19 protein-coding genes are annotated in these 22,148 nt (G+C 72.4%); 6 read left to right on the top strand and 13 right to left on the bottom strand.

The window, feature by feature from the left end; genetic code table 11:
• Positions 1 to 330: 330 nt before the first annotated feature.
• On the bottom strand, positions 331 to 1,110 hold the full coding sequence (locus OH807_RS14505) for an HAD hydrolase family protein (RefSeq protein ID WP_406198478.1): 780 nt from the start codon (positions 1,108 to 1,110) through the stop codon (positions 331 to 333).
• 154 nt (positions 1,111 to 1,264) lie between these two features.
• Positions 1,265 to 1,558, bottom strand: a complete 294-nt coding sequence (locus OH807_RS14500) for a hypothetical protein (protein WP_406198476.1) — start codon at positions 1,556 to 1,558, stop codon at positions 1,265 to 1,267.
• 233 nt (positions 1,559 to 1,791) lie between these two features.
• Here OH807_RS14500 and holA point away from each other — a divergent pair, with 233 nt between their 5' ends.
• A complete protein-coding gene (gene holA / locus OH807_RS14495; RefSeq protein WP_406198473.1) occupies positions 1,792 to 2,787 on the top strand; it encodes a DNA polymerase III subunit delta in 996 nt (331 codons plus the stop codon).
• Between the two features lie 94 nt (positions 2,788 to 2,881).
• Here holA and OH807_RS14490 read toward each other — a convergent pair whose 3' ends face one another.
• The 3 genes from OH807_RS14490 to OH807_RS14480 form a co-directional block, all read right to left on the bottom strand.
• The gene (locus OH807_RS14490; protein ID WP_406198472.1) at positions 2,882 to 3,751 is read right to left on the bottom strand and encodes a hypothetical protein; all 870 of its coding nucleotides are present in this window, start codon (positions 3,749 to 3,751) and stop codon (positions 2,882 to 2,884) included.
• A 402-nt stretch (positions 3,752 to 4,153) separates the two neighbouring features.
• Positions 4,154 to 4,420 (bottom strand): 30S ribosomal protein S20, encoded by a 267-nt coding sequence (gene rpsT, locus OH807_RS14485; RefSeq protein ID WP_329487599.1) that lies wholly within the window; start codon positions 4,418 to 4,420, stop codon positions 4,154 to 4,156.
• Positions 4,421 to 4,690: 270 nt separating this feature from the next.
• Positions 4,691 to 4,996 carry an antibiotic biosynthesis monooxygenase family protein gene (locus OH807_RS14480; protein ID WP_406198469.1) on the bottom strand — a complete coding sequence of 102 codons (306 nt, stop codon included), beginning with the start codon at positions 4,994 to 4,996 and terminating at the stop codon, positions 4,691 to 4,693.
• Between the two features lie 279 nt (positions 4,997 to 5,275).
• On the opposite strand from OH807_RS14480, the gene lepA reads away from it, so the two are divergent.
• Positions 5,276 to 7,144, top strand: coding sequence for a translation elongation factor 4 (gene lepA, locus OH807_RS14475; RefSeq protein ID WP_406198467.1), 1,869 nt, complete (start codon positions 5,276 to 5,278; stop codon positions 7,142 to 7,144).
• Positions 7,145 to 7,289: 145 nt separating this feature from the next.
• Here the strand turns inward: lepA and OH807_RS14470 are convergent, their stop codons facing one another.
• From OH807_RS14470 to OH807_RS14455, 4 genes are all read right to left on the bottom strand, one after another.
• Positions 7,290 to 8,357 carry an NAD(P)/FAD-dependent oxidoreductase gene (locus tag OH807_RS14470; RefSeq protein ID WP_406198466.1) on the bottom strand — a complete coding sequence of 356 codons (1,068 nt, stop codon included), beginning with the start codon at positions 8,355 to 8,357 and terminating at the stop codon, positions 7,290 to 7,292.
• Between the two features lie 228 nt (positions 8,358 to 8,585).
• Positions 8,586 to 9,497, bottom strand: a complete 912-nt coding sequence (gene sigJ, locus OH807_RS14465) for an RNA polymerase sigma factor SigJ (RefSeq protein WP_406198464.1) — start codon at positions 9,495 to 9,497, stop codon at positions 8,586 to 8,588.
• Positions 9,498 to 9,687: 190 nt separating this feature from the next.
• A complete protein-coding gene (locus OH807_RS14460) occupies positions 9,688 to 11,586 on the bottom strand; it encodes an ABC transporter ATP-binding protein (RefSeq protein ID WP_406210978.1) in 1,899 nt (632 codons plus the stop codon).
• A gap of 155 nt (positions 11,587 to 11,741) precedes the next feature.
• The gene (locus OH807_RS14455) at positions 11,742 to 13,475 is read right to left on the bottom strand and encodes an ABC transporter ATP-binding protein (RefSeq protein ID WP_406198461.1); all 1,734 of its coding nucleotides are present in this window, start codon (positions 13,473 to 13,475) and stop codon (positions 11,742 to 11,744) included.
• Between the two features lie 349 nt (positions 13,476 to 13,824).
• Between OH807_RS14455 and OH807_RS14450 the strand changes: the two genes are divergently transcribed.
• From OH807_RS14450 to OH807_RS14440, 3 genes are read left to right on the top strand one after another with little or no spacing between them, the layout of a single operon-like run.
• Complete coding sequence (locus OH807_RS14450) at positions 13,825 to 15,747, top strand: AMP-dependent synthetase/ligase (protein WP_406198458.1); 1,923 nt, start codon at positions 13,825 to 13,827, stop codon at positions 15,745 to 15,747.
• Between the two features lie 58 nt (positions 15,748 to 15,805).
• The gene (gene hemW / locus OH807_RS14445) at positions 15,806 to 17,035 is read left to right on the top strand and encodes a radical SAM family heme chaperone HemW (RefSeq protein ID WP_406198455.1); all 1,230 of its coding nucleotides are present in this window, start codon (positions 15,806 to 15,808) and stop codon (positions 17,033 to 17,035) included.
• A gap of 40 nt (positions 17,036 to 17,075) precedes the next feature.
• The gene (locus OH807_RS14440; protein ID WP_406198453.1) at positions 17,076 to 17,633 is read left to right on the top strand and encodes a Uma2 family endonuclease; all 558 of its coding nucleotides are present in this window, start codon (positions 17,076 to 17,078) and stop codon (positions 17,631 to 17,633) included.
• Positions 17,634 to 17,640: 7 nt separating this feature from the next.
• Here the strand turns inward: OH807_RS14440 and OH807_RS14435 are convergent, their stop codons facing one another.
• Genes OH807_RS14435 through htpX form a run of 4 tightly spaced genes read right to left on the bottom strand, consistent with a single transcriptional unit; the run spans position 17,641 to position 20,842 of the window.
• A complete protein-coding gene (locus OH807_RS14435) occupies positions 17,641 to 18,468 on the bottom strand; it encodes a DUF3097 domain-containing protein (protein WP_406198450.1) in 828 nt (275 codons plus the stop codon).
• 20 nt (positions 18,469 to 18,488) lie between these two features.
• Positions 18,489 to 19,256, bottom strand: coding sequence for a DUF2785 domain-containing protein (locus OH807_RS14430; protein ID WP_406198448.1), 768 nt, complete (start codon positions 19,254 to 19,256; stop codon positions 18,489 to 18,491).
• 56 nt (positions 19,257 to 19,312) lie between these two features.
• Complete coding sequence (locus OH807_RS14425) at positions 19,313 to 19,897, bottom strand: hypothetical protein (protein WP_406198445.1); 585 nt, start codon at positions 19,895 to 19,897, stop codon at positions 19,313 to 19,315.
• 24 nt (positions 19,898 to 19,921) lie between these two features.
• Positions 19,922 to 20,842, bottom strand: coding sequence for a zinc metalloprotease HtpX (gene htpX / locus OH807_RS14420; RefSeq protein WP_406198442.1), 921 nt, complete (start codon positions 20,840 to 20,842; stop codon positions 19,922 to 19,924).
• A 261-nt stretch (positions 20,843 to 21,103) separates the two neighbouring features.
• Here htpX and hrcA point away from each other — a divergent pair, with 261 nt between their 5' ends.
• Entirely contained in the window at positions 21,104 to 22,138 is a 1,035-nt protein-coding gene (gene hrcA / locus OH807_RS14415) for a heat-inducible transcriptional repressor HrcA (RefSeq protein ID WP_406198440.1), read from the top strand.
• Positions 22,139 to 22,148 lie beyond the last annotated feature (10 nt).

Below are 22,148 nucleotides of genomic sequence, written 5' to 3'. Positions count from 1 at the left end.
AGGGGCGGGGGGCGGGGCGGGGCCCGGGGGGAGAGATCGGACTTCGGACCGGCCGCACCCCGTGTCCGTGTCGGTCGCCCGGGCAGGATTGCCCGGGCGACCGCGGCTCGCCGGTCCTGCTCCGGCGGCACGCCCGGGGCGATCCTGGCAGCGGTGAGCAGGTCGAGGGCGGGCACCCGGCCGGCGGGGCCCGCCGGCCGGGGGAGGAGGCTGCCGCGATGTGCGGGCCGCTCGGGCCGCTCGGGCCGGGGGCCGGGGGCCGTGGTCGGACGGGCCGTGGCCCGGGGCCATCGGTGACGACCGGCCGGCGGTGCAGGCCCGTCGGTGGTTCTACGGCTGGACGGCGGCCTCGGTCGCCCGGGCCAGCATGGTGATCTCGGCGGCGACGGCCTGAGGGTCGGCCGCGACGGTGACCTGGGCGATGCCGTCCAGGCCCGGGTGCGCGCCGACGCGTACCGCTCGCTCCGCGTTCCGCAGGAGGTCGAAGTCGTTGATGTCGTTGCCGAAGGCCACGTACTCGTCGATCCCGATCGACGTCAGGGCTTCCCACTTGTTTGTCGCGCCCGGGGCGAAGTCGATGATCGCCTCGTCGAGGTGGTGGTTGACCGTCAGTCCGAGCCCGCGGCCGACCTCGGCGAGGGCAGCCATGTCCGACGCACCGACGACGAGGAACTTCACGACCTCGGGAAGCTCGGCGAGGCTCACCCCGGTTGCGAGTTCGCCCTGGTCGACGCGGCTCCGGATCGGGTGGTCGGCCGGTCCGGTGTAGGCGTAGTCCCAGGGCCCGTCGGCGAGGTAGGCGGCCTCGTACTGCCCGACCGCCGCCATCAGGTCGCCGAGCTCGGCGGGACCGAACGCGGCCCGGGCCCGGACCTGGCCGGCGACCGAGACGAGGCTCCCGTTCCCGCCGATCAGCGTCGCGGAGGGGAAGGCGCCGTCGAGGACCGGCAGGAGGTCCCGCACGGGCCGGGCGGACGCGAACACCAGGTGGTGGCCGACGCGTTCGCACTCGCCGATCGCGGCGAGGATCCGGTCGTCGATCGTCCGCCCGTCGAAGCAGAGCGTGCCGTCGATGTCGAAAACCGCCGTGCGGGCGCGAAGGTTGAACATCGTCGGATTGTATCCAGCGGCCCGTCAGGAACGAGGTCGAGGACCAACCGCCGGGGGCCGGATCCGTGGCGATCCGGCCCGGCGCGCGGGATGTGCGGGGCGTGCGGGAGATGGGGGAGGTGCAGGGGGCAGGAGGAGCAGGGGGTGCGCCCGGTCAGCCCTGTTCGCGCCAGCCTTCGGCCTCGGCAGCGAGCGCGTCGAGCGCGCTCAGGAGGCCGGGTGTCCAGCCGGTCTCCGGGGGCTCGACGACGACGAGCCATTGGGCGTCCTCGGCGTCGTCCTCGCCGGCGAGGGAGTCCCGGACGATTTCGAGCTCGCCGAGGTCGGGGTGGTTGGCGCTGAGTTCCTCGGCGGTCTCCTCGGCGGCGTCGCGGTCGGGCAGGACGAGGAGCTGCCGGGCGGCAGGGTCGAAGGCGTCCGGGTGGTTGGTGGTGGGGTCGTCGCTCACCCCTCCATTCTCCCGGCGCTGCCTGAGCGGTCGGCGCCCACCCCCCGCTGCCCGCCCGCCCGGTCGCTTCCCCCTGCACGTAAGGGCAGCACCGCGCCGTCCCGCACCGGCCGGTTCCGTCCCGGAGCCCGCCCAGCCCGCAGCCCGCAGCCCGCAGCCCGCAGCCCGCAGCCCGGAGCCCACGGTCCGGGACGGGCCGGGGCTGTCCGTGGCGCGTGGGATGCTGGTAGGCGATGGCCAGGAAGAGTGCACCCGACGACCTGCTCGCCCCGCTGACCCTCGCGGTCGGCCAGGAGGAGCTGCTGCTCGACCGTGCGGTCGCCCAGGTGGTGGCGGCGGCGAAGGCGGCGGACCCGGACACCGACGTGCGGGACCTCGCGCCCGGGAGCCTCCAGCCCGGCAGCCTGGCCGAGCTGACCACGCCCTCGCTGTTCGCCGAGCGCAAGGTGATCGTGGTCCGGGCCGCGCAGGATCTCGGCGCCGACTCCGTCAAGGAGGTCAAGGCGTACATCGAGTCGCCGGTCGAGGAAGTGATCATGGTCCTGGTCCATGCGGGCGGGGCCAAGGGCAAGGGCCTGCTGGATGCCGGCCGGAAGGCCGGCGGCCGCGAGGTCGCGTGCGCGAAGCTGACCAAGGCGTCGGAGCGGCTGGCCTTCGTGAAGGGCGAGTTCCGCACCCTCGGCCGCTCGGCGACCCCGGAGGCGTGCCAGTCGCTGCTGGATTCGCTCGGCAGTGACCTGCGCGAGCTCGCGGCCGCGTGCAGCCAGCTCACCTCGGACGTCGAGGGCGCCATCGACGACACCGTGGTGGCCCGTTACTACAGCGGCCGGGCGGAGGCGACCGGCTTCGAGGTGGCGGACCTGGCGGTCACCGGCCGGGCCGCCGAGGCGCTGGAGCGGCTCCGCTGGGCGCTGGCCGTGGGCCAGCCGCCGACCGGGATCACCTACGCGCTGGCGTCCGGGGTCCGCAGCATCGGCCGGCTGGCGACCGCCGGGCGGAACATGCGCCCGGCCGACCTCGCGCGCGAGCTCGGCATGCCGCCGTGGAAGGTCGATCGGGTCCGCCAGCAGATGCGCGGCTGGACGGGCGACGGTGTGGCCGCCGCCCTGACCGCGATCGCGCAGGCGGACGCGGCGGTCAAGGGCGGTTCCGACGATCCGGCGTTCGCGCTGGAGCGGGCCGTGGTCGCCGTCGCGAAGGCCTCCCGCGCGGGCTCGCGCCCCTACTGAGCGGATCGAGCGGAGCAGATCGGGCAGCAAGCGCCGGGCCGCAGCCGGTCGCCGGCCCCGACGACCCTCGGCCGGAGCTGCGCCCCGACCTCGGCTACGTGCCGCCGATCGCCTTGAGGATGTCCCGGGTGTCGTCCAGCATGGCCCGCCGGACGCTGTCGCGGTCCAGCGTGTAGTTCTTGCCGTCCTGGTAGTTGTCCGTCCAGTAGAGCGAGAACGTCATGCCGCCGTCCCGGACCTGCAGGTAGTAGTTGATGTCGTGGTAGGTCCGGTCCGAGCTGGTCGGCTCGTCGCCGTAGGCGTAGTAGGCCTCCTGGCCGAGGTTCGGCACGTCGGTGATCTCGTACTTCTGCTGCTGGAGGTAGTCCCGGGTGGCGGTGTACTCGGGTGCGGGGTCGACGGCCTTGTGCAGCTCGACGCGGATGTCGAGGGTGGCGTAGTCCGGGGTGTCGTTGCCGCTGACGGTGCGCTTCATCAGGGCGTAGCAGCGCATGGTGTCCATCGAGCTGTTCCGGCCGGTGTGTTCCAGCGGGTAGTTGTCCACCATCTTGTACTTCTGCCGGAACGCGGCGAGCTTGCCCGTCGCGCAGATCTTGTCGATGGCGTGGTACCCGTGGAGGTCCTGAGCGGTCGGGTGGTTCTTCACCAGACTGGGTACGAGGGCCACGGCGCCGGACCAGACGACCGAGGCCAGGAGGGCGCCCACGAATGCCCAGACGGTGTTCCGGCGCAGGTTCCCGCCGCGGCGGCCGGAACCGCCGGGCCCGCCCGCCGGCCCGCTGCCGCCTGCGCCGCCGCCCGGGGCCGGAGGCAGTCCGGGGGCGGTGGACGGCAGCCCCGGGGAGCTGGGCAGCCCGGGCGGCGGGCCGAACCCCGGTGCGCCGCCCGGGGGCTGCTGCTGGTGCGGAAAGCCGGTGAACCCCGGTCCGCTCTGCGGCGGTGGTGGTGGCGGTGGCGTCGCCATGGCTGGTTCCCCCCTGAGCCTTCGATGTGCCTCGACGGGCCTCGGCCGACCGTCGACCGCGACCCGCCCCGTGGAACGCGACAGTCGGTCAAGCCGGTCCGGCCGAGCACCGACCATCGAGCACCGGCTGCCGACCGCCGGACGCGACCGCCCGGCCGGTGCCTCGACGGGGGGCGTGATCCCCGGTCTGCCGTGACCGACCATAGCGGGCCGGCCACACAACGCAACAGGCGCCGCAGCAGCCTCCGGAAAGGAGGGCCGCTGCGGCGCCTGTCGTACTGCTGTGCACCGCACCCGCGTGGCGAACGCAGGCCGCGTACGGTGCGAGTCTTGTCTCGCCTCGGGTGACCGGGTAGAGGGCCGGTGCGTCCCGAGGGGGTGGGGCCGGGGGCCCCGGGGGCGTCAGGCCTGGACGGCGTTGACGCGCTTGGTGATGGCCGACTTCTTGTTGGCGGCCTGGTTGGCGTGGATGACGCCCTTGCTCACGGCCTTGTCCAGCGCCTTGGAGGCGGCGCGGGCCAGCACGGTGGCCTTCTCGGTCTCGCCGGCGGCAGCGGCCTCACGGGCCTTGCGCAGAGCGGTCTTCAGCGAGGACTTGACGGCCTTGTTGCGCAGGCGCGCCTTCTCGTTGGTCTTGTTGCGCTTGATCTGGGACTTGATGTTCGCCACGAAGGAGCCTCAGTCTTGTGTGTAAACGGTTCTGGGGTCCCCCCGGCCGAAGGCTGGGGGAGGTCTGCACCGCGCGGCCGTCGGACCTGCTGAGAGGGCATGCCGACGCCAGGTGCAGCGCCCCACGTTACCAGGGGTCCACCACGCACCCCAAACCGGCCCGGAGCAGCACGGCCGGGCCCGGGCGCCCGGGCGCGCCGCCGACCCGAGGGGGATTCCGCCGGGCCCGACGGCCCGGCCCAGGGGCCGTCTCCTCGGCGCTTCCGGGCCCTAGGCGCGCAGGAGGGGCTCGCCGTAGTGCTCGACCTCGGGGAACGGTGCGTAGAAGTGGTGCAGCAGCTCCCGCCACTGCTGGTACTCGGCGGAGCGGCGGAACCCCTCGGTGTGGTCCTCCAGCCGCTCCCACTCCACCTGGAGGAGGAACCGCGAGCCGCGTCCCTCGTCGAGGCAGCGGCGCAGTTCCAGGGAGCGGAACCCGGGCCGGCCGGCGATCAGCGGCCGGGCCTGCGTGAAGGCGGCGAGGAACGCCTCCTCCCGGCCGGGCAGGACGTCGAGCAGGGCGCTTTCGAGGATCATGCGACCGCATGCTGCCGTACCGGCTCTCCGGCGGCCGCTACCGGGGGCGGCGGTCGGGGCGGCAACGGGGGCAACCCACCGGCGCCCCGGTGGAGACGCGACGGAGACGCGGCGGCAACCCACCGGCACCCCGGCGGAGACCGAACGGCGGTGCACGCCGCGGTCGTGGGAGGATGGGAGGAACTATTTCGATCGGACGACTGTCCGGTCCCCGGGAAACCGGTCAGCGATGACCCGGAAACACCCCCGGCCCCCGGACCAACGGAGAATCGGACCAAGGTGCCCGCGACCCCCAGCAATGTGCCCCAGCCCAGCCGTACCGACCCGGCGCTGATCCGCAACTTCTGCATCATCGCCCACATCGACCACGGCAAGTCGACGCTCGCAGACCGGATGCTCCAGATCACCGGTGTGGTCGACCCGCGGCAGATGCGCGCCCAGTACCTCGACCGGATGGACATCGAGCGCGAGCGCGGCATCACCATCAAGTCGCAGGCCGTCCGCCTCCCGTGGGCGCCGAAGACCGGGGCGAACACCGGTTCGACGCACATCCTCAACATGATCGACACCCCGGGCCACGTGGACTTCACGTACGAGGTGTCCCGCTCCCTCGCGGCCTGCGAGGGCACCGTCCTGGTGGTGGACGCCGCCCAGGGCATCGAGGCGCAGACCCTCGCCAACCTGTACCTGGCGCTGGAGAACGACCTCACGATCATCCCGGTGCTCAACAAGATCGACCTGCCGGCCGCCCAGCCGGAGAAGTACGCCGCCGAGATCGCGCACATCATCGGCTGCGACCCGGACGACGTGCTCAAGGTCAGCGCGAAGACCGGCCTCGGCGTCGAGGAGCTGCTGGACCACATCGTCGACAACATCCCGGCCCCGGTCGGCGTCAAGGACGCCCCGGCCCGCGCGATGATCTTCGACTCGGTCTACGACTCCTACCGCGGCGTGGTCACCTACGTCCGGGTCGTCGACGGCCAGCTCACCAAGCGTGAGCGGATCGCGATGATGTCGACCGGCGCCACCCACGAGCTGCTGGAGATCGGCGTCATCTCGCCCGAGCCGAAGGTCGCCGACGGCCTCGGCGTCGGCGAGGTGGGCTACATCATCACCGGTGTGAAGGACGTCCGGCAGTCCAAGGTCGGTGACACGATCACCTCGATGCACAAGGGTGCGACCGAGGCGCTGGGTGGCTACAAGGACCCGCGCCCGATGGTGTTCTCCGGCCTCTACCCGCTGGACGGCTCGGACTACCCGCTGCTGCGCGACGCCCTGGACAAGCTGCGCCTCAACGACGCCGCCCTGGTCTACGAGCCGGAGACCTCCGTCGCCCTCGGCTTCGGCTACCGCTGCGGCTTCCTCGGCCTGCTGCACCTGGAGATCATCCGGGAGCGTCTGGAGCGCGAGTTCAACCTCGACCTGATCTCCACCGCCCCGAACGTGGTCTACCGCGTGGTGATGGAGGACGGCACCGAGCACATCGTCACCAACCCGAGCGAGTTCCCGACCGGGAAGCTCGCCGAGGTCTACGAGCCGGTCGTGCGCGGCACCATCCTGGCCCCGAACGAGTTCGTCGGCGCCATCATGGAGCTCTGCCAGGCCCGCCGCGGCAACCTCCAGGGCATGGACTACCTCTCCGAGGACCGCGTCGAGCTGCGCTACACCCTGCCGCTCGCCGAGATCGTCTTCGACTTCTTCGACCAGCTGAAGTCCAAGACCCGCGGTTACGGCTCCTTCGACTACGAGCCCATCGGCGAGCAGAGCGCCCAACTGGTCAAGGTCGACATCCTGCTGCACGGCGACGCGGTGGACGCCTTCTCCGCGATCGTGCACAAGGACAAGGCCTACAACTACGGCGTGATGATGGCCGGCAAGCTGCAGAAGCTGATCCCGCGCCAGCAGTTCGAGGTGCCGATCCAGGCGGCCATCGGCTCCCGGGTGATCGCCCGTGAGACGGTCCGCGCGATCCGCAAGGACGTCCTCGCCAAGTGCTACGGCGGTGACATCTCGCGCAAGCGCAAGCTGCTGGAGAAGCAGAAGGAAGGCAAGAAGCGGATGAAGATGGTCGGCCGCGTGGAGGTCCCGCAGGAGGCCTTCATCGCCGCGCTGTCCACCGACGCCGAGGCGCCGAAGGAAAAGAAGTGACCCGCGGGCAGAAGAAGTAGCCGGCGGCGTACGAGGGCCCGGGGCGTTCTGCCCCGGGCCCTCGGCATGTCCCGGGACCGGCGCCGGCCCGAGCGCCGCTCGGCCCGGCCACCGGGCCCAGACGCCGCCCGGCCCGGGCCCGTGGTCAGCGCAGCGCCCGGACCACGCCGTTGACGATGGCCGCCTTGACCAGCCGCCCGGTCCGCCCGGTCAGCACGGTCGGCCGCATCGAGTCGTCGCCGTGGATCAGCTGCACCAGCGCCTCCCGGCGGCCGAGGCTCAGGCACTGCAGGCTGTACCGGTACGCGAACGGCTTGCCGGTGCGCCCGGCGAGCAGTCTGCCGAGGTAGCGGCCCATCGGCTGGGCGGTGGCGCAGGCCATCCGCAGGGTGCCGGTGCCCGGGACGGTGACCTCGGCGGCGTCGCCGATCACGTGGACGTCGGGGTGCGAGACCGAGCGCAGGTAGCGGTCGACCACGGCCCGGCCGCCCGCGTTGACGGTGAGCCCGGCCTCGGCGGCCAGCGGGTGCGGCTCCAGGGCGGCGGCCCAGGCGACCACGTCGGCGGGGATCCGGCCGTCGGTGGTGTCGAGGCCGGCCGGGTCGACGGCGGTGACCCGCGCGTTCTCGTGCACCTGGACGCCGAGCCGGGCCATGACGTCCAGGACGTGGCCGCGGCCGCGGGCCGAGAACCAGCCGCCTACCTCGCCGGCGGCGACGATCCGGACCCGCCACCCGGGGTGGGCCTCGGCGATCTCGGTGGCCAGCTCGATGCCGGTGGCGCCGCCGCCGACCACGGCGACGGTGCCGGGGCGGTCGGCGGTGCGCAGCCGTCCGGCCAGTTCGGCGGCCCGCTCGGCGGCGTAGGCGTGCTCGGCGGCGCCGGGGACGCCGTGCCAGGCGGTCCGGCTGCCGAGCGCGTACACCAGGGTGTCGTAGGCGACGGCCTCGCCGGTGTCGAGGAAGACCTTGCCGGCGTTCAGGTCGAGGCCGGTGGCGCGCGCCCGCAGGTGCCGGATGCCGCGGCCGCGGACCACCTCGGCGATGGTGGGCCGGTGCTCGGGCCGGCCGGCGGCGGTCTCGTGCTGGCGGACGCGGTGCAGGAAGCGGCTCTCGGGAGCGATCAGGGTGACCCGCTTGCCCTTGCCCGCCCGGGCCGCCGCGGTCAGTCCTGCGTAGCCGGCACCCAGTACGACGATGTGCTTCTCGGTCATGTGGTCCGCCTCCTCGCGGAGCGCCCCGGTGGGGGCACTCGCCCGATGCGCTCTCCGCGCGTGTTCGGAAAGGGGACGACGCGCCCGGCCGTGCTGTGACAGTGACCTGCGTCACGGGTGGCCCGGCCTTAGGGCCGCGGGACGGTCCGGCGCGGCCGGGGGAACCCAGAGGAGGCCGGGGGAGCCCGGGGGAGAGCCCGCGGGAGCCCGGGACCGTCCGACGCAGCCCTAGCGGCCGACGGGTGCGATCCGGGTGAGCTTCTCGGGGTTGACCACCACGTACGCCTCGGTGATCCGGCCCTCCGCGACGGTGAAGGCCAGCACGCCGCCGACCGTGCCGTCGGCCTGGTGCCAGACCAGTCCGGGCTCGTCGTTGACCAGGGCGAACGCGATGCCGATGTCCGGGGTGAACCACTTCGCGACCAGGCCGGCGACCAGCCGGGAGACCTTGTCGGAGCCGAACACCGGGCGGGCGCCGGCGCTGACCACCCCGCCGCCGTCGGAGTGCCAGACGACGTTCGGGTCGAGCACGGCGAGCAGGCCCTCGATGTCGCCGCGGGTGCTCGCGGCGGCGAACGCCTCCACCGCGTGCCGGTGCTCCGCCGGGTCGGCGGTGGCGCGGCGGCCGCCGTCCTTGATCCGGCGCCGGGCGCGCGAGGCGAGCTGGCGGGTGGCCTCGGGGGAGCGGTCGAGCGAGGTGGCGATCTCGTCGAAGCCGACCGCGAAGACGTCGTGCAGCACGAACGCGGCGCGTTCGGCCGGGGTGAGCTGCTCCAGGACGGCGAGCAGCGCCAGCGAGACGGACTCACCGAGCTCGGCCAGCTCGTCGGGGGAGGCGGGGGAGACCTGGTAGGAGACGACCGGTTCGGGCAGCCACTCGCCGAAGTAGGCCTCCCGGCGGGCCCGGGCGGATCCCAGCTGGTCGTAGCAGAGCCGGGTGACGACGGTGGTCAGGTAGGCGCGCGGGTCGGCGACGCCGGAACGGTCGGCGGACCGCCAGCGCAGCCAGGCCTCCTGCAGGACGTCCTCGGCGTCGGTGAACGATCCGAGCAGCCGGTAGGCGACCGAGCCCAGGTAGGTCCGGTTCGCCTCGAAGGCGTCCTGGGGCGGGGCGGCCGCGGCCGACGGGTCGTCACTCACGGGCCCCACCGTAGCGTCCGCCCCCGGGAAGGCGAAGTGCCGGAGGGGGTGATCCCCGCTCCGGCTCCGCGTCCCGGCCGTTCCGGGCCCCGGCACCTTCCCGCCCGCGCGGGGCAGGTCGAGGGCCGGTCGGTCCTCCCCCGCCGGGCAGGTCGGGCGCCTGCCGGCCTGCCCCGCCCGGCCGGGCCGGTCAGTCGACCTCGGCCACCGCCTCGGCGAACTGCGCCTGGTACAGCCGCGCGTAGGCGCCGTCGGAGGCGATCAGCTCGTCGTGCGTGCCCTGCTCGACGATCGCGCCGCTCTCCATCACCAGGATCACGTCGGCGTCCCGGATGGTGGAGAGCCGGTGGGCGATCACGAAGCTGGTGCGGCCGGTGCGCAGCCTGGCCATGGCGCGCTGGATCAGCACCTCGGTGCGGGTGTCGACCGAGCTGGTGGCCTCGTCCAGGACGAGGATGGACGGCTGTGCCAGGAAGGCCCGGGCGATGGTGATGAGCTGCTTCTCGCCGGTGCTGACGCCGGTGCCCTCGTCGTCGATCCGGGTGTCGTAGCCGTCCGGCAGGGTCCGGACGAAGCGGTCGACGTGGGCGGCCCGGGCCGCCTCGACGACCTGCTCGCGGGTGGCTCCCGAGGCGCCGTAGGCGATGTTCTCGGCGATGGTGCCGCCGAACAACCAGGTGTCCTGGAGGACCATGCCGATGCCGGAGCGCAGCTCCTCGCGGGACATCGCGGCGATGTCCACCCCGTCGAGGGTGATCCGCCCGCCGCTGACCTCGTAGAACCGCATCAGCAGGTTGACCATGGTGGTCTTGCCGGCGCCGGTCGGGCCGACGATGGCGACGGTCTGGCCGGGCTCGACCTTGAGCGAGAGGTCGTCGATGAGCGGCTTGCCGGGCTCGTAGCGGAACGCGACGTCCTGGAAGACGACCCGGCCGCGCAGGGTGTCGGGGCGCTCCGGCATGGCGGGCTCGGGGGTCTGCTCGGGCGCGTCGAGCAGTTCGAAGACGCGCTCGGCGGAGGCCACGCCGGACTGCACCAGGTTGGCCATGCTGGCGACCTGGGTGAGCGGCTGGCTGAACTGCCGCGAGTACTGGATGAAGGCCTGCACGTCGCCGATCGACAGCGCGCCGCTCGCCACCCGAAGCCCGCCGACCACGGCGACCAGCACGTACTGGAGGTTGCCGATCAGCATCATCGCGGGCTGGATGATCCCGGAGATGAACTGGGCCCGGAAGCTGGACTCGAAGAGGGCCTCGTTGTGCTCGCGGAAGGCCTCGGCGGACTCCTTCTGCCGGCCGAAGACCTTGACCAGCGCGTGCCCGGTGTACATCTCCTCGATGTGCGCGTTCAGTTGGCCGGTGGACTTCCACTGCTGGACGAACTGCGGCTGGGCGCGCTTGCCGACCTTGGTCGCGACGACCACCGAGACCGGCACGGAGATCAGGGCGATCAGGGCGAGCAGCGGGGAGATCCAGAACATCATGGCCAGCACGCCGACCACGGTGAGCAGGGAGTTCACCACCTGGCCCATGGACTGCTGCATGGACTGGCCGATGTTGTCGATGTCGTTGGTGACCCGGCTGAGTACCTCGCCGCGCGGTTGCTTGTCGAAGTAACTGAGCGGCAGCCGGGCGAGTTTGGCCTCGACGTCCTGGCGCAGCCGGTAGCCGGCCCGCTGGACGGCCTTGGTGGCCAGCCGGCCCTGGACGATGCCGAAGACGGCGGAGGCGACGTAGATCGCCAGCACCCAGAGCAGCACGCTGCCGATCGCCCCGAAGTCCATGCCCTGGCCGGGCGTGAAGGCGATCGGGGAGAGCAGGTCGGCGGTGGTGCCGTCGCCGTGGGCGCGCAGCCCGTCGATGACCTGTTCCTTGGAGGCCCCGGCCGGGAACTTGCTGCCGACCACGCCGGCGAAGATCAGGTCGGTGGCGTTGCCGAGGATCTTGGGGCCGGTCACGGCGCAGCCGATGCTGAGCACGCCGAGCGCCAGGACGCCGCCGAGCAGGGCCCGTTCGGGGCGCAGCAGGGCGAGGACGCGCTTGCCGGAGCCCTTGAAGTCCATCGACTTCTCGGTGCCCTGGCCGCCCATGAACCGGCCGGGGCCGGCCGGGCCGCGGCGGGCGGCGGCGGACTGCGAGTCGCTGCGCGGCTCGCCGGGGCCGCCCTTACCGAGATCGGGCCCGCCCTTGCCGAGGTCGGGGCCGCCCGGGCCCGGCCGGGCCTGCGTCTTCTTCTCCGGGATGGTCACGCCGCCTCCTGCTCGGTGAGCTGGGAGAGCACGATCTCCCGGTACGTCGGGTTGCCGGCCATCAGCTCGCCGTGGGTGCCGCTGCCCACCACGGCGCCCTCGTCCAGGACGATGATCCGGTCGGCGTCGCGGATGGTGGAGACGCGCTGGGCGACGATGAGCACCGTGGCGTCGGAGGTCTCCCGGGCGAGTGCCTTGCGGAGCCGGGCGTCGGTGGCGTAGTCGAGTGCCGAGAACGAGTCGTCGAACAGGTAGACGCCGGGCTTGCGGACGAGCGCGCGGGCGATCGCGAGGCGCTGGCGCTGGCCGCCGGAGACGTTGCCGCCGCCCTGGGTGATGGGCGCGTCGAGGCCCTCGGGGAGCCGCTCGACGAAGTCCTTGGCCTGGGCGACCTCCAGCGCGTGCCAGAGTTCCTCGTCGGTGGCGTCGGGCCGGCCGTACCGCAGGTTGCTGGCGACGGTGCCGGTGAACAGGTAGGGCTTCTGCGGGACGAGCCCGACGGTCTCGGCGATCGTCTCGGGTGCGAGGGCGCGGACGTCGACGCCGTCCAGCAGGACCTGCCCGGAGGTGGCGTCGAAGAGCCGGGGGACGAGGCCGAGCAGGGTGGACTTGCCACTGCCGGTGGAGCCGATGACGGCGGTGGTCTCGCCCGGGCGGGCGGTGATGTCGATGCCGCGCAGCACGGAGGCCTCGGCGCCCGGGTAGCGGAACTCGACGTCGCGCAGCTCCAGGTTGCCCCGGGCGAGCACCTCGGTGATCGGCGCGGACGGCGGGACGACGCTGGACCGGGTGTCCAGCACCTCGTGGATGCGTTCGGCGCAGACCTCGGCGCGCGGCACCATCATGAACATGAAGGTGGCCATCATGACGCTCATCAGGATCTGCATCAGGTAGGAGAGGAAGGCGGTCAGCGCGCCGATCTCCATGCCGTTGCTGTCGATCCGGTGGGCGCCGAACCAGAGCACGGCGACGCTGGAGACGTTCACCACCAGCATCACGGCCGGGAACATGAACGACATCAGCCGGCCGACCTGGAGCGAGACGTCGGTGAGCTCGTCGTTGGCGCCGGCGAACCGGGCCTGCTCGTGGTCGTCCTTGACGAAGGCGCGGATGACCCGGATGCCGGTGATCTGCTCGCGCAGCACCCGGTTCACGGTGTCGATCTTCGTCTGCATGCTGCGGAACTTCGGGCGCAGTCGGTGGACCAGCAGGACGACCACGGCGCCGAGCACCGGGACGACGGCGAGCAGCAGCGCGGAGAGCGGCACGTCCTGGTTGAGCGCCATGATGATGCCGCCGACGCACATGATCGGCGCGGCGACCATCAGCGTGAAGGCCATCAGGACCAGCATCTGGACCTGCTGGACGTCGTTGGTGGTCCGGGTGATCAGGGACGGGGCGCCGAACTGGCCGACCTCGCGGGCCGAGAAGCTCTGCACCCGGTCGAAGACGGCGGCGCGCACGTCGCGGCCGACGGCCATCGCGGTGTGCGCACCGTAGTGGACGGCGCCGATCGAGCAGAATGCCTGGACCACGGTGACGGCGATCATCACGCCGCCGAGCCGCAGGATGTAGCCGGTGTCGCCCTTGATCACACCGTCGTCGATGATGTCGGCGTTGAGCGTCGGCAGGTAGAGCAGGGCGAGGGTGGAGACCAGCTGGAGCAGTACCAGCAGGGTGATCGGTCGGGAGTAGGGGCGCAGGTACGCCCTGAGCAGTCTGATCAGCACTGGCACACTCTTGTCGTCGACGGGGGGATTCGCATCCCGATTCTCGTGCTTCGGCGGAGCCGCACAGGTGATTACCGGCACGGCGCCCGGATGTTTGTCCAGTCCTTTGCCGAACGCCCCGGCGGGCCCGGTTGCACCGCGGCCGGCGGGTGCCGTACCCGGGCTGCACCGGGGGGCCGGCAGGGTGCCGACCTGCGTCCCCCTCTTACGGAATGACCGGTTTCCCCCTAGGCTGCTGATTGCCCCCTTGTTACTCGCCGGTATCGGCCGGTCGTACGGGGGCCCGGTGACCGCCCCCACGGGAGCCGAGAAAATCCCTCAGACGGCCACCCGCCCCCGGAGGTCCTCGTTGAGTTCCGCGCAGTCCCTGATCGACTCCGGCAGTGCTGACATCATCGCCGGGCGTCCCGCCTCCGTCGCCCACCTGTTCCTGGAGCGGGTCGCTGCCACCCCGGGCGGCGAGGCCTACCGCTACCCCGCCCCGGTGGACGAGCACGCGGCGGACGGCGCCCCGGGTGCCGAGCAGTGGCGCTCGCTGACCTGGGCGCAGACCGCCGCCCGGGTGAAGGCGGTGGCCGCCGGCCTGATGACGCTCGGCATCCGCCCGGAGGACCGGGTCGCGCTGGCCTCCTCCACCCGGCTGGAGTGGGTCCTCGCCGACCTCGGCAACATGTGCGCGGGCGCCGCGACCACCACCGTCTACCCGAGCACCAATGCCGACGAGACGGCGTTCATCCTCTCCAACTCCGGCTCCCGGGCGCTGTTCGCGGAGAACGTCGCACAGCTCGCCAAGGCCGTGGCCCAGATCGACCAGCTGCCCGAGCTGCGCACCGTCATCCTCTTCGACGCCCCCGCCACCGCGCCGGACATGGCCGGCCTCGACCTGCTCACCCTCGCGGAGCTGGAGGAGCGTGGCGCCGCGTACCTGGCGGAGCACCCGGACGCGGTCGAGAAGACCGTCGCCGCGATCGACCGGGAGCAGCTGGCCACCCTGATCTACACCTCGGGCACCACCGGCCGGCCCAAGGGCGTGCGCCTGGTGCACGACTGCTGGGCGTACGAGGGCCGGGCCCAGGAGGCCAGCGGGCTGCTGCGCGCCGACGACGTGCACTTCATGTGGCTGCCGCTGTCGCACGTCTTCGGCAAGACGCTGATCTCCGGCCAGATCTCGACCGGCCACGTGATGGCACTGGACGGCCGGGTCGACCGGATCATCCACAACCTGCCGGTCATCCGGCCGACCATCATGGCCTCGGCGCCGCGCATCTTCGAGAAGGTCTACAACGGCATCGCCGGCAAGGCCCGGGCCGCGGGCGGGGCCAAGTACAAGATCTTCCAGTGGGCCGCCAAGGTCGCCCGGGACCACGCCCGGACCGCCCAGGCCTCCCGGATCGCCACCGGCCGCGACAGCGTGCCGTTCGCGCTGGGCCTGCAGCACGCGCTCGCCGACAAGCTGGTCTACGCGAAGATCCGGGCCGCCTTCGGCGGCCGGCTGCGCGGTGCCGTCTCCGGCAGTGCGGCGCTGGCGCCCGAGATCGGCTACTTCTTCCTGGGGGCCGGGGTGCCCATCCTGGAGGGCTACGGCCTGAGCGAGACGAGCGCCGGCTCCACCGTCAACCGCGAGGAGGACGTCCGGATCGGCACCGTCGGCCGCGCGCTGCCCGGCACCGAGATCCGGATCGCGGAGGACGGCGAGATCCTGCTCCGCGGCCCCGGCATCATGCGGGGCTACCACGACCTGCCGGAGAAGACCGCCGAGGTGCTGGAGGCGGACGGCTGGTTCCACACCGAGGACATCGGCGAGCTCAGCCCCGACGGCTTCCTGCGGATCACCGACCGCAAGAAGGACATGTTCAAGACCTCGGGCGGCAAGTACGTCGCGCCCAGCGAGCTGGAGGGCAAGTTCAAGGCCGTCTGCCCGTTCGTGAGCAACATCCTGGTGATCGGCAACGGCCGCAACTTCTGCACCGCGCTGATCGGCCTGGACGAGACGGTGATCATGCCGTGGGCCGCCGAGCACGACCTGGCCGGCCGCTCCTACGCCGAGGTGGTCGCCGACCCGCAGGTGCACCGGCTGATCGACGGCTACGTGCAGCGGCTCAACGGTGAGCTCCAGCGCTGGCAGACGATCAAGAAGTTCCACCTGCTCCCGCGCGACCTGGACATCGAGCACGGCGAGCTCACCCCGAGCCTGAAGATCAAGCGCCCGGTGGTCGAGAAGACGTACGCGGACGCCGTCGCCGGGATGTACGCGGGGGCCAACGAGGCCTGATCCGCGCCCGCCCCGTACGGCCTCGATGATCACCGGGGCCGTACGGGACAATGGGGTTATGCCCTCCGCACTCCCCGACGGCGAACCCGTGCCGTCCGACGGTTCCCTGCCCGCTCACGCCCTCGCCGGGACCGGGTCGCGGCCGTTCGGCTTCTACCTGCACGTGCCGTACTGCGCGAGCCGCTGCGGCTACTGCGACTTCAACACCTACACCGCCACCGAGCTGCGCTCCTCCGGCACGGTCGCCTCCCAGGAGACGTACGCCGACAACGTGGTCGCCGAGATCCGGCTCGCCCGGCGCGTGCTGGGCGGCGCGGACCTGCCGGTGCAGACCGTCTTCCTCGGCGGCGGCACGCCCACCCTGCTGCCCGCCCGGGACCTCGTGAAGATGCTCGCCGCGATCCGCGACGAGTTCGGGCTCGCCGACGGCGCGGAGGTCACCACCGAGGCCAACCCCGAGTCGGTCGACCCGGCGTACCTCGCCGAGCTGCGCGCCGGCGGCTACAACCGGATCTCCTTCGGGATGCAGTCCGCCCGCCCGCACGTGCTGCAGCTGCTCGACCGGCACCACACCCCGGGCCGCCCCGAGGCCTGCGTCGCCGAGGCCCGCGCGGCCGGCTTCGAGCACGTCAACCTGGACCTCATCTACGGCACCCCCGGCGAGTCCGACGACGACTGGCGGGCCTCCCTGGACGCCGCGATCGGCGCGGGCCCGGACCACGTCTCGGCCTACTCGCTGATCGTCGAGGACGGCACCAGGCTGGCCGCCCGGGTCAAGCGCGGCGAGCTCCCGATGATCGACGACGACGTGCACGCCGACCGCTACCTGATCGCCGAGCAGGCGCTCGCCGCGGCCGGCTACTCCTGGTACGAGGTCTCCAACTGGTCCACCACCCCCGAGGGCCGCTGCCGGCACAACGAGCTGTACTGGACCGGCGGCGACTGGTGGGGCGCCGGCCCCGGCGCGCACAGCCACGTCGGCGGCGTCCGCTGGTGGAACGCCAAGCACCCGGCCGCCTACGCGCAGGCCCTCGCCGAGGGGCGCACCCCGGCGCAGGGCCGCGAACTGCTCGCCGACGAGGACCGCCGGGTCGAGCGGATCCTGCTCGAACTGCGCCTCGCCGAGGGCATCCCGCTGGACCTGCTCACGGAGACCGGCCGCAAGGCCGCCGACCGCCACCGCGAGGACGGTCTGCTCGCCCCGGAGCCGTACGCCGCCGGCCGCGCCGTCCTGACCCTCCAGGGGCGCCTGCTGGCCGACGCGGTGGTACGTGACCTGGTGGACTGACGTTCGTTAACGTGGAGTCAGCCGTCGGAGGGAGCGTGCGATGACCGCCATCGATGACCGGATGACCGGGATCTTCGAGAACCTGGAGGTTCCGGAGGGCGTCAAGGCCGAGCTCATCAGGGGGGAAATCGTGATGATGGCCGGGCCGGACATGGTCCACAACCTCATCGTCCTGGCCATCCAGCACCAGGTTCCGTACGGCCGGTGGCGTGCGCTCACCACGCAGGACCTGACGATTCCCGGTGAGGCGAGTGAACCGCAGCCCGACCTGGTGGTGTTCGAGCGGGGGGCCGTCGAGGAGCACGGACGCCTCCTGCCGTCGCCCGTGGTCACACTCGTGGTCGAGGTGGTGTCCAGGACCAGTGTCGATCGCGACTACCGGACCAAACGGGAGATGTATGCCGAGGGCATGATCCCGGCGTACCTGATTGTCGATCCGATCAAGGAAGTGTGCGTGCTGCTGACCGAGCTGAGCCAGGCTTCCGGGTCCGGCGTTCCGGGCTACATGTCGGAGCGGACGAGCAAGTTCGGCGAGGCCGTCCCCCTCGACCTGCTCGGCATCAGCCTGGACACGACGGAGTTCCAGCGGTACGCCTGAGCGGCGCTCACTCCTCCGCCGTCACGAAGTCGATCAGCTCCTCGACCTTCGCCAGCAGGGCCGGCTCCAGGTCCTTGTAGGAGTCGACCTTCGCGAGGATCCGCTTCCAGGCGGCCGGGGTGTCCACCGGCCAGCCGAGGCGGCGGCAGACGCCCTCCTTCCACTCCTCCTCGTACGGCACGTCCGGCCAGCCGGGGATGCCGACGCTGGACGGCTTCACGGCCTGCCAGACGTCGATGTACGGGTGGCCGACGACCAGCACGGCCGCGCCGGTGACCCGGGCGGCGATCCGGTGCTCCTTGGTGCCCGGGAGCAGGTGGTCGACCAGGACGCCGAGCCGCCGGCCCGGGCCGGGGGCGAAGTCGGCGACGACCGCGGGCAGGTCGTCGATGCCCTCCAGGTACTCGACGACCACGCCCTCGATCCGCAGGTCGTCGCCCCAGACCCGCTCGACCAGCTCGGCGTCGTGCCGGCCCTCGACGTAGATCCGGGACTCCCGGGCCACCCGGGCGCGGGCGCCGGGCACGGCCACCGACCCGGAGGCGGTCCGGCCGGGTCCCTTCGCCGGGGCCGGGCCGGCGGGGCGGACCAGGGTGACGACCCGGCCCTCCAGCAGGAAGCCGCGCGGCACCAGCGGGAAGACCCGGTGCTTGCCGAGCCGGTCCTCCAGGGTGACGGTGAAGCCCTCGGCGGTCCTCTCGCAGCGCACCACCGCGCCGCAGAAGCCGCTCGCCGCCTCCTCCACCACGAGGTCCCGCTCGGCGGGCACCTCCGGGGCGGGCTGCTGCCGCTTCCACGGCGGGGTCAGGTCGGGTCCGTACTCGCGGCTGCGCATTCCCCGGATTCTAGGAGGCGTCAGCCCGTGAACGACGAGTTGACGGCCAGGACCTCGGCGATCCGTGCGCGCAGGGCGACGCCGTGGCGCGGCATCAGCGCATCGGCGCCGCGGACCGGGCGGACGCCGCGTTCGGCGAGCACGTAGATCATCCGCAGGGTCCGCAGCGTGTTGGAGACGGTCGCGGGGACGCCGCCGGGGAGGCGCGGCGGTTGGGCGGCGAGCAGGTCGAGCCAGCCCAGCGCCTGGCGCTCGGTCAGGTCCGGGCGGGTGAGGACGAGGGCGACGGCACGGCCGAGGCGGTCGTCCTCCAGGGCGTCCAGGACGTGGTCGGTGGGGGCCAGCAGCCGGGCGGCGGCCAGCTCCAGCAGCGGCGCCGGGTCGGCGACCAGCGGGCTGCGGCCGAACGCCGCCAGCAGGTCCGCGCCGTGCGCGACGGCGTGCAGCCAGCCGAGCTCCGGATCCCACCCGCGCAGGTCGGTCTCGGCGGGGTACCAGCGGGCGAAGGCGTCCTGCCAGGCGGTGCGGTACGCGCCGGCCCCGACGAGCTCGACGAGGACCAGCGGGGCGAAGGTCCGGGCCTGGACCGCGGGGTCGGTCAGCCGTTCGGCCATCTCGTCGCCCAGCGCGTACAGCTCCGGCGGTGCGAGGCGCGGGATCCAGCGGCACAGCTGCTCGTAGGCGAGGGAGTCCCGGACCACCGGGTCGGGGGAGCGCAGTGCGGCGCTCACCTCGGCCAGCAGTTCTGGGGTGGGCTCTGCTGATTCGATCGTGCTCCAGTTGATCACGACCGGACCCTAGGGCCGCCCGGCCCCGGCGGCCAGTGGATTCCGGCCGGCGGGGGTCACAGGCCCGGCGCTCCCCAGACCGGGAACCAGCGGGTGAGGTCCTTCTCCAGCCGCAGGTCGTTCCCGAGCATCGCGTTGACCTGGAGCTCCAGCGGGCTGTTGCGCTTCTCCCCGCCGCCCGGCACCGGCGCGAAGGGGTAGAACGTCCCGCGCTTGTACAGGTAGACCAGGGCCAGCGGCTGCCCGTCGGCGTTGCGGAAGCCCACCAGGGAGCAGAGCAGCTGCGGGCCGAAGCCGTTCCCCTCCAGCTCGCTGTTGACCGCGTGCAGGTCGTTGACCAGCTCGGGCAGCTCCTCCGGGGTGTGCCGGGCGAGCAGCCAGGAGTAGCCGTAGTCGTCCTTGGAGGCCTCGACGGGGACGCCGCCGCGTTCGGTGTCGGCGTCCAGCAGCGCCCGCACCTGCCGTTCGACCTCGCCGAACGCCCCGCCCTCGACGGAGGCGAAGCAGACCGACCCGACGCCGGTCGGCCGGAAGCCGGCCGCCGCCTCCAGGGTCAGCGCGGCGGACGGCACGCCGAACAGCTGGTCGAGATCGGGCCGGACCGGCTTGGTGCGGCCGAACAGCGTGTCCAGGAATCCCACGGTGGTCCCTTCCGGAACGTGGTGTCAGTGGCCGAGATCGGTGGACATCCTCGCCAGCTGCTCCAGCCGCTTCTCCAGCGACGGGTGGGTGGAGAACAGCTGGGTGGCGGCGTCCCGGGCGCTCAGGGCCGGGGCGAAGTAGAAGGCGTTGTACGGCTGGGCCCGGCGCAGGTCCTTGGTCGGGATCGCGGCGATCTGGCCGGTCACCTTGGTCAGTGCCGAGGCGAGTGCGCTGGGCCGGCCGGTGAGCTGGGCGGCGGCGCGGTCCGCGGCCAGCTCGCGGTAGCGGGAGAGCAGCCGGGTGAGCAGGAAGCTGATCGCGTACACCACGATCGACACCAGCGGGATGACCAGGGCGGCGATCGCGGCGTTGGAGTCGTTGCTGTTGCGTCCGCCGCCCATGAACCCGCCGTACATGGCGATCCGGGTCATCGCCCCCGCCAGCACCCCGAGGAACCCGGCGACGGTCATCACCGCGACGTCCCGGTGGGCGACGTGCGACAGCTCGTGCGCGAGCACGCCCTCCAGCTCCTCGGGCTCCAGCCGCCGGAGCAGGCCGGTGGTGACGCAGACCACGGCGTTCTGCGGGTTGCGTCCGGTGGCGAAGGCGTTCGGCATGTCGTTGTCGGCGACGGCGACCCGCGGCTTCGGCATGTCGGCGAGCGCGCAGAGCCGGTCGATGGTGCCGTGCAGTTGCGGGTACTGCTCGGGGGTGACCCGGTGGGCGCCCATCGCCCGTTCGGTGATCTTGTCGCTGAACCAGAACTGGGCCACGAACAGGCCGCCCGAGAGCAGCACGATCAGCGGCCAGGCCCCGCGCAGCAGCACGATCAGCAGCCCGGTGAAGCCGACGTACAGCAGACCGATCACGAACATGGTCCCGACCATCCGGCCGGTCAGGCCGCGGTCCGGTGCGAAGCGGGTGTGCTGGCCCGAGCTCGACATCGTTGCTCCTCCGATCGCCGTCCGCTTCCGATGCTGCCACCCGGACGGGCGGGCGGCATCACCCGCGCGCCGGGAACTGCGGGCAGGATCACCCCGGCCGGGCCGTTCCTGCCGTTGGGCCCGGGCCTTACACTGGCAGGTACGGTCCTGGCACTCGTGTGTTCAGAGTGCCAGAGCCGGGGTCCGCCCGGCGCGGCCCGCAAGCAGTCACCCGAACACATGTCACAACGGACAACGTGCGAAGACGGAGGTGCGTGCCCCATGGCCGGTGAGGTCCGCCAGCTCGACGACCGCAAGCTCGCGGTGCTTCGTGCCATCGTCCAGGACTACGTGGGGACCGAGGAGCCGGTCGGTTCCAAGGCCCTGGTGGAGCGGCACAGCCTCGGCGTGTCGCCGGCCACCGTCCGCAACGACATGGCGGCGCTGGAGGAGGACGGCTACATCCACCAGCCGCACACCAGCGCCGGGCGGATCCCCACCGACAAGGGGTACCGCCTGTTCGTCGACCGGCTCGCCGAGGTCAAGCCGATGAGCGCGCCCGAGCGGCGGGCGATCCGGCACTTCCTCGACGGCGCGGTCGACCTGGACGACGTGGTGGCCCGGACGGTCCGGCTGCTCGCGCAGCTGACCCGGCAGGTCGCGGTGGTCCAGTACCCCTCGCTCTCCCGGTCCACCGTGCGCCACATCGAACTGGTGGCGCTGGCCCCGGCCAAGGTGATGCTGGTCCTGATCACCAACACCGGCCGGGTCGAGCAGCGGCTCGTGGACTGCCCCGGCGCGGTCGGCGAGACCGTTCTGGCCGACCTTCGTGCCAAGATCAACACCAGAGCCGTCGGGCAGCGCCTCCCGGAGGTGCCCGAGCTGCTGGACGACCTCCCGGCCCAGTTCGAGGCGGTCGACCGGCCGGCCGTCACGGTGGTGCTGGCGACGCTCTTCGAGGCGCTCGCCGAGCAGAACGAGGAGCGGATCATGCTGGCCGGCACGGCCAACCTGACCCGCTTCGGGCACGACTTCCCGCTCACCATCCAGCCGGTGCTGGAGGCACTGGAGGAGCAGGTCGTCCTGCTCCGCCTCCTGGGTGAGACGGCGGACGCCGGGATGACGGTCCGGATCGGCCGGGAGAACGCGTACGAGGGGCTGAATTCCACCTCGATCGTCTCGGTCGGTTACGGTTCGGGCGACGAGAGCGTGGCCAAACTGGGAGTGATCGGTCCGACCCGGATGGACTATCCGGGCACAATGGGGGCGGTGCGGGCGGTGGCACGGTACGTGGGTCAGATCCTGGCCGAGTCGTAGCAACGGCCAC

Origin of the sequence: Kitasatospora sp. NBC_01560 (assembly GCF_045208415.1) — a bacterium.
Lineage (GTDB): Bacteria > Actinomycetota > Actinomycetes > Streptomycetales > Streptomycetaceae > Kitasatospora.
The sequence above is the reverse complement of the archived record's forward strand: the minus strand, read 5'-3'. Positions and strand labels throughout refer to the sequence as shown.

Excerpts from the sequence above, each read along its gene's own strand:
- OH807_RS14470 (WP_406198466.1), bottom strand. The coding sequence starts at position 8,357 with ATGACCGAGAAGCACATCGTCGTACTGGGTGCCGGCTACGCAGGACTG.
- htpX (WP_406198442.1), bottom strand. The coding sequence starts at position 20,842 with ATGTCGAGCTCGGGCCAGCACACCCGCTTCGCACCGGACCGCGGCCTG.
- OH807_RS14460 (WP_406210978.1), bottom strand. The coding sequence starts at position 11,586 with ATGGGCGGCCAGGGCACCGAGAAGTCGATGGACTTCAAGGGCTCCGGC.
- OH807_RS14505 (WP_406198478.1), bottom strand. The coding sequence starts at position 1,110 with ATGTTCAACCTTCGCGCCCGCACGGCGGTTTTCGACATCGACGGCACG.
- hrcA (WP_406198440.1), top strand. The coding sequence starts at position 21,104 with ATGGCCGGTGAGGTCCGCCAGCTCGACGACCGCAAGCTCGCGGTGCTT.
- OH807_RS14440 (WP_406198453.1), top strand. The coding sequence starts at position 17,076 with ATGACCGCCATCGATGACCGGATGACCGGGATCTTCGAGAACCTGGAG.
- OH807_RS14480 (WP_406198469.1), bottom strand. The coding sequence starts at position 4,996 with ATGATCCTCGAAAGCGCCCTGCTCGACGTCCTGCCCGGCCGGGAGGAG.
- OH807_RS14435 (WP_406198450.1), bottom strand. The coding sequence starts at position 18,468 with ATGCGCAGCCGCGAGTACGGACCCGACCTGACCCCGCCGTGGAAGCGG.
- holA (WP_406198473.1), top strand. The coding sequence starts at position 1,792 with ATGGCCAGGAAGAGTGCACCCGACGACCTGCTCGCCCCGCTGACCCTC.
- hemW (WP_406198455.1), top strand. The coding sequence starts at position 15,806 with ATGCCCTCCGCACTCCCCGACGGCGAACCCGTGCCGTCCGACGGTTCC.
- OH807_RS14490 (WP_406198472.1), bottom strand. The coding sequence starts at position 3,751 with ATGGCGACGCCACCGCCACCACCACCGCCGCAGAGCGGACCGGGGTTC.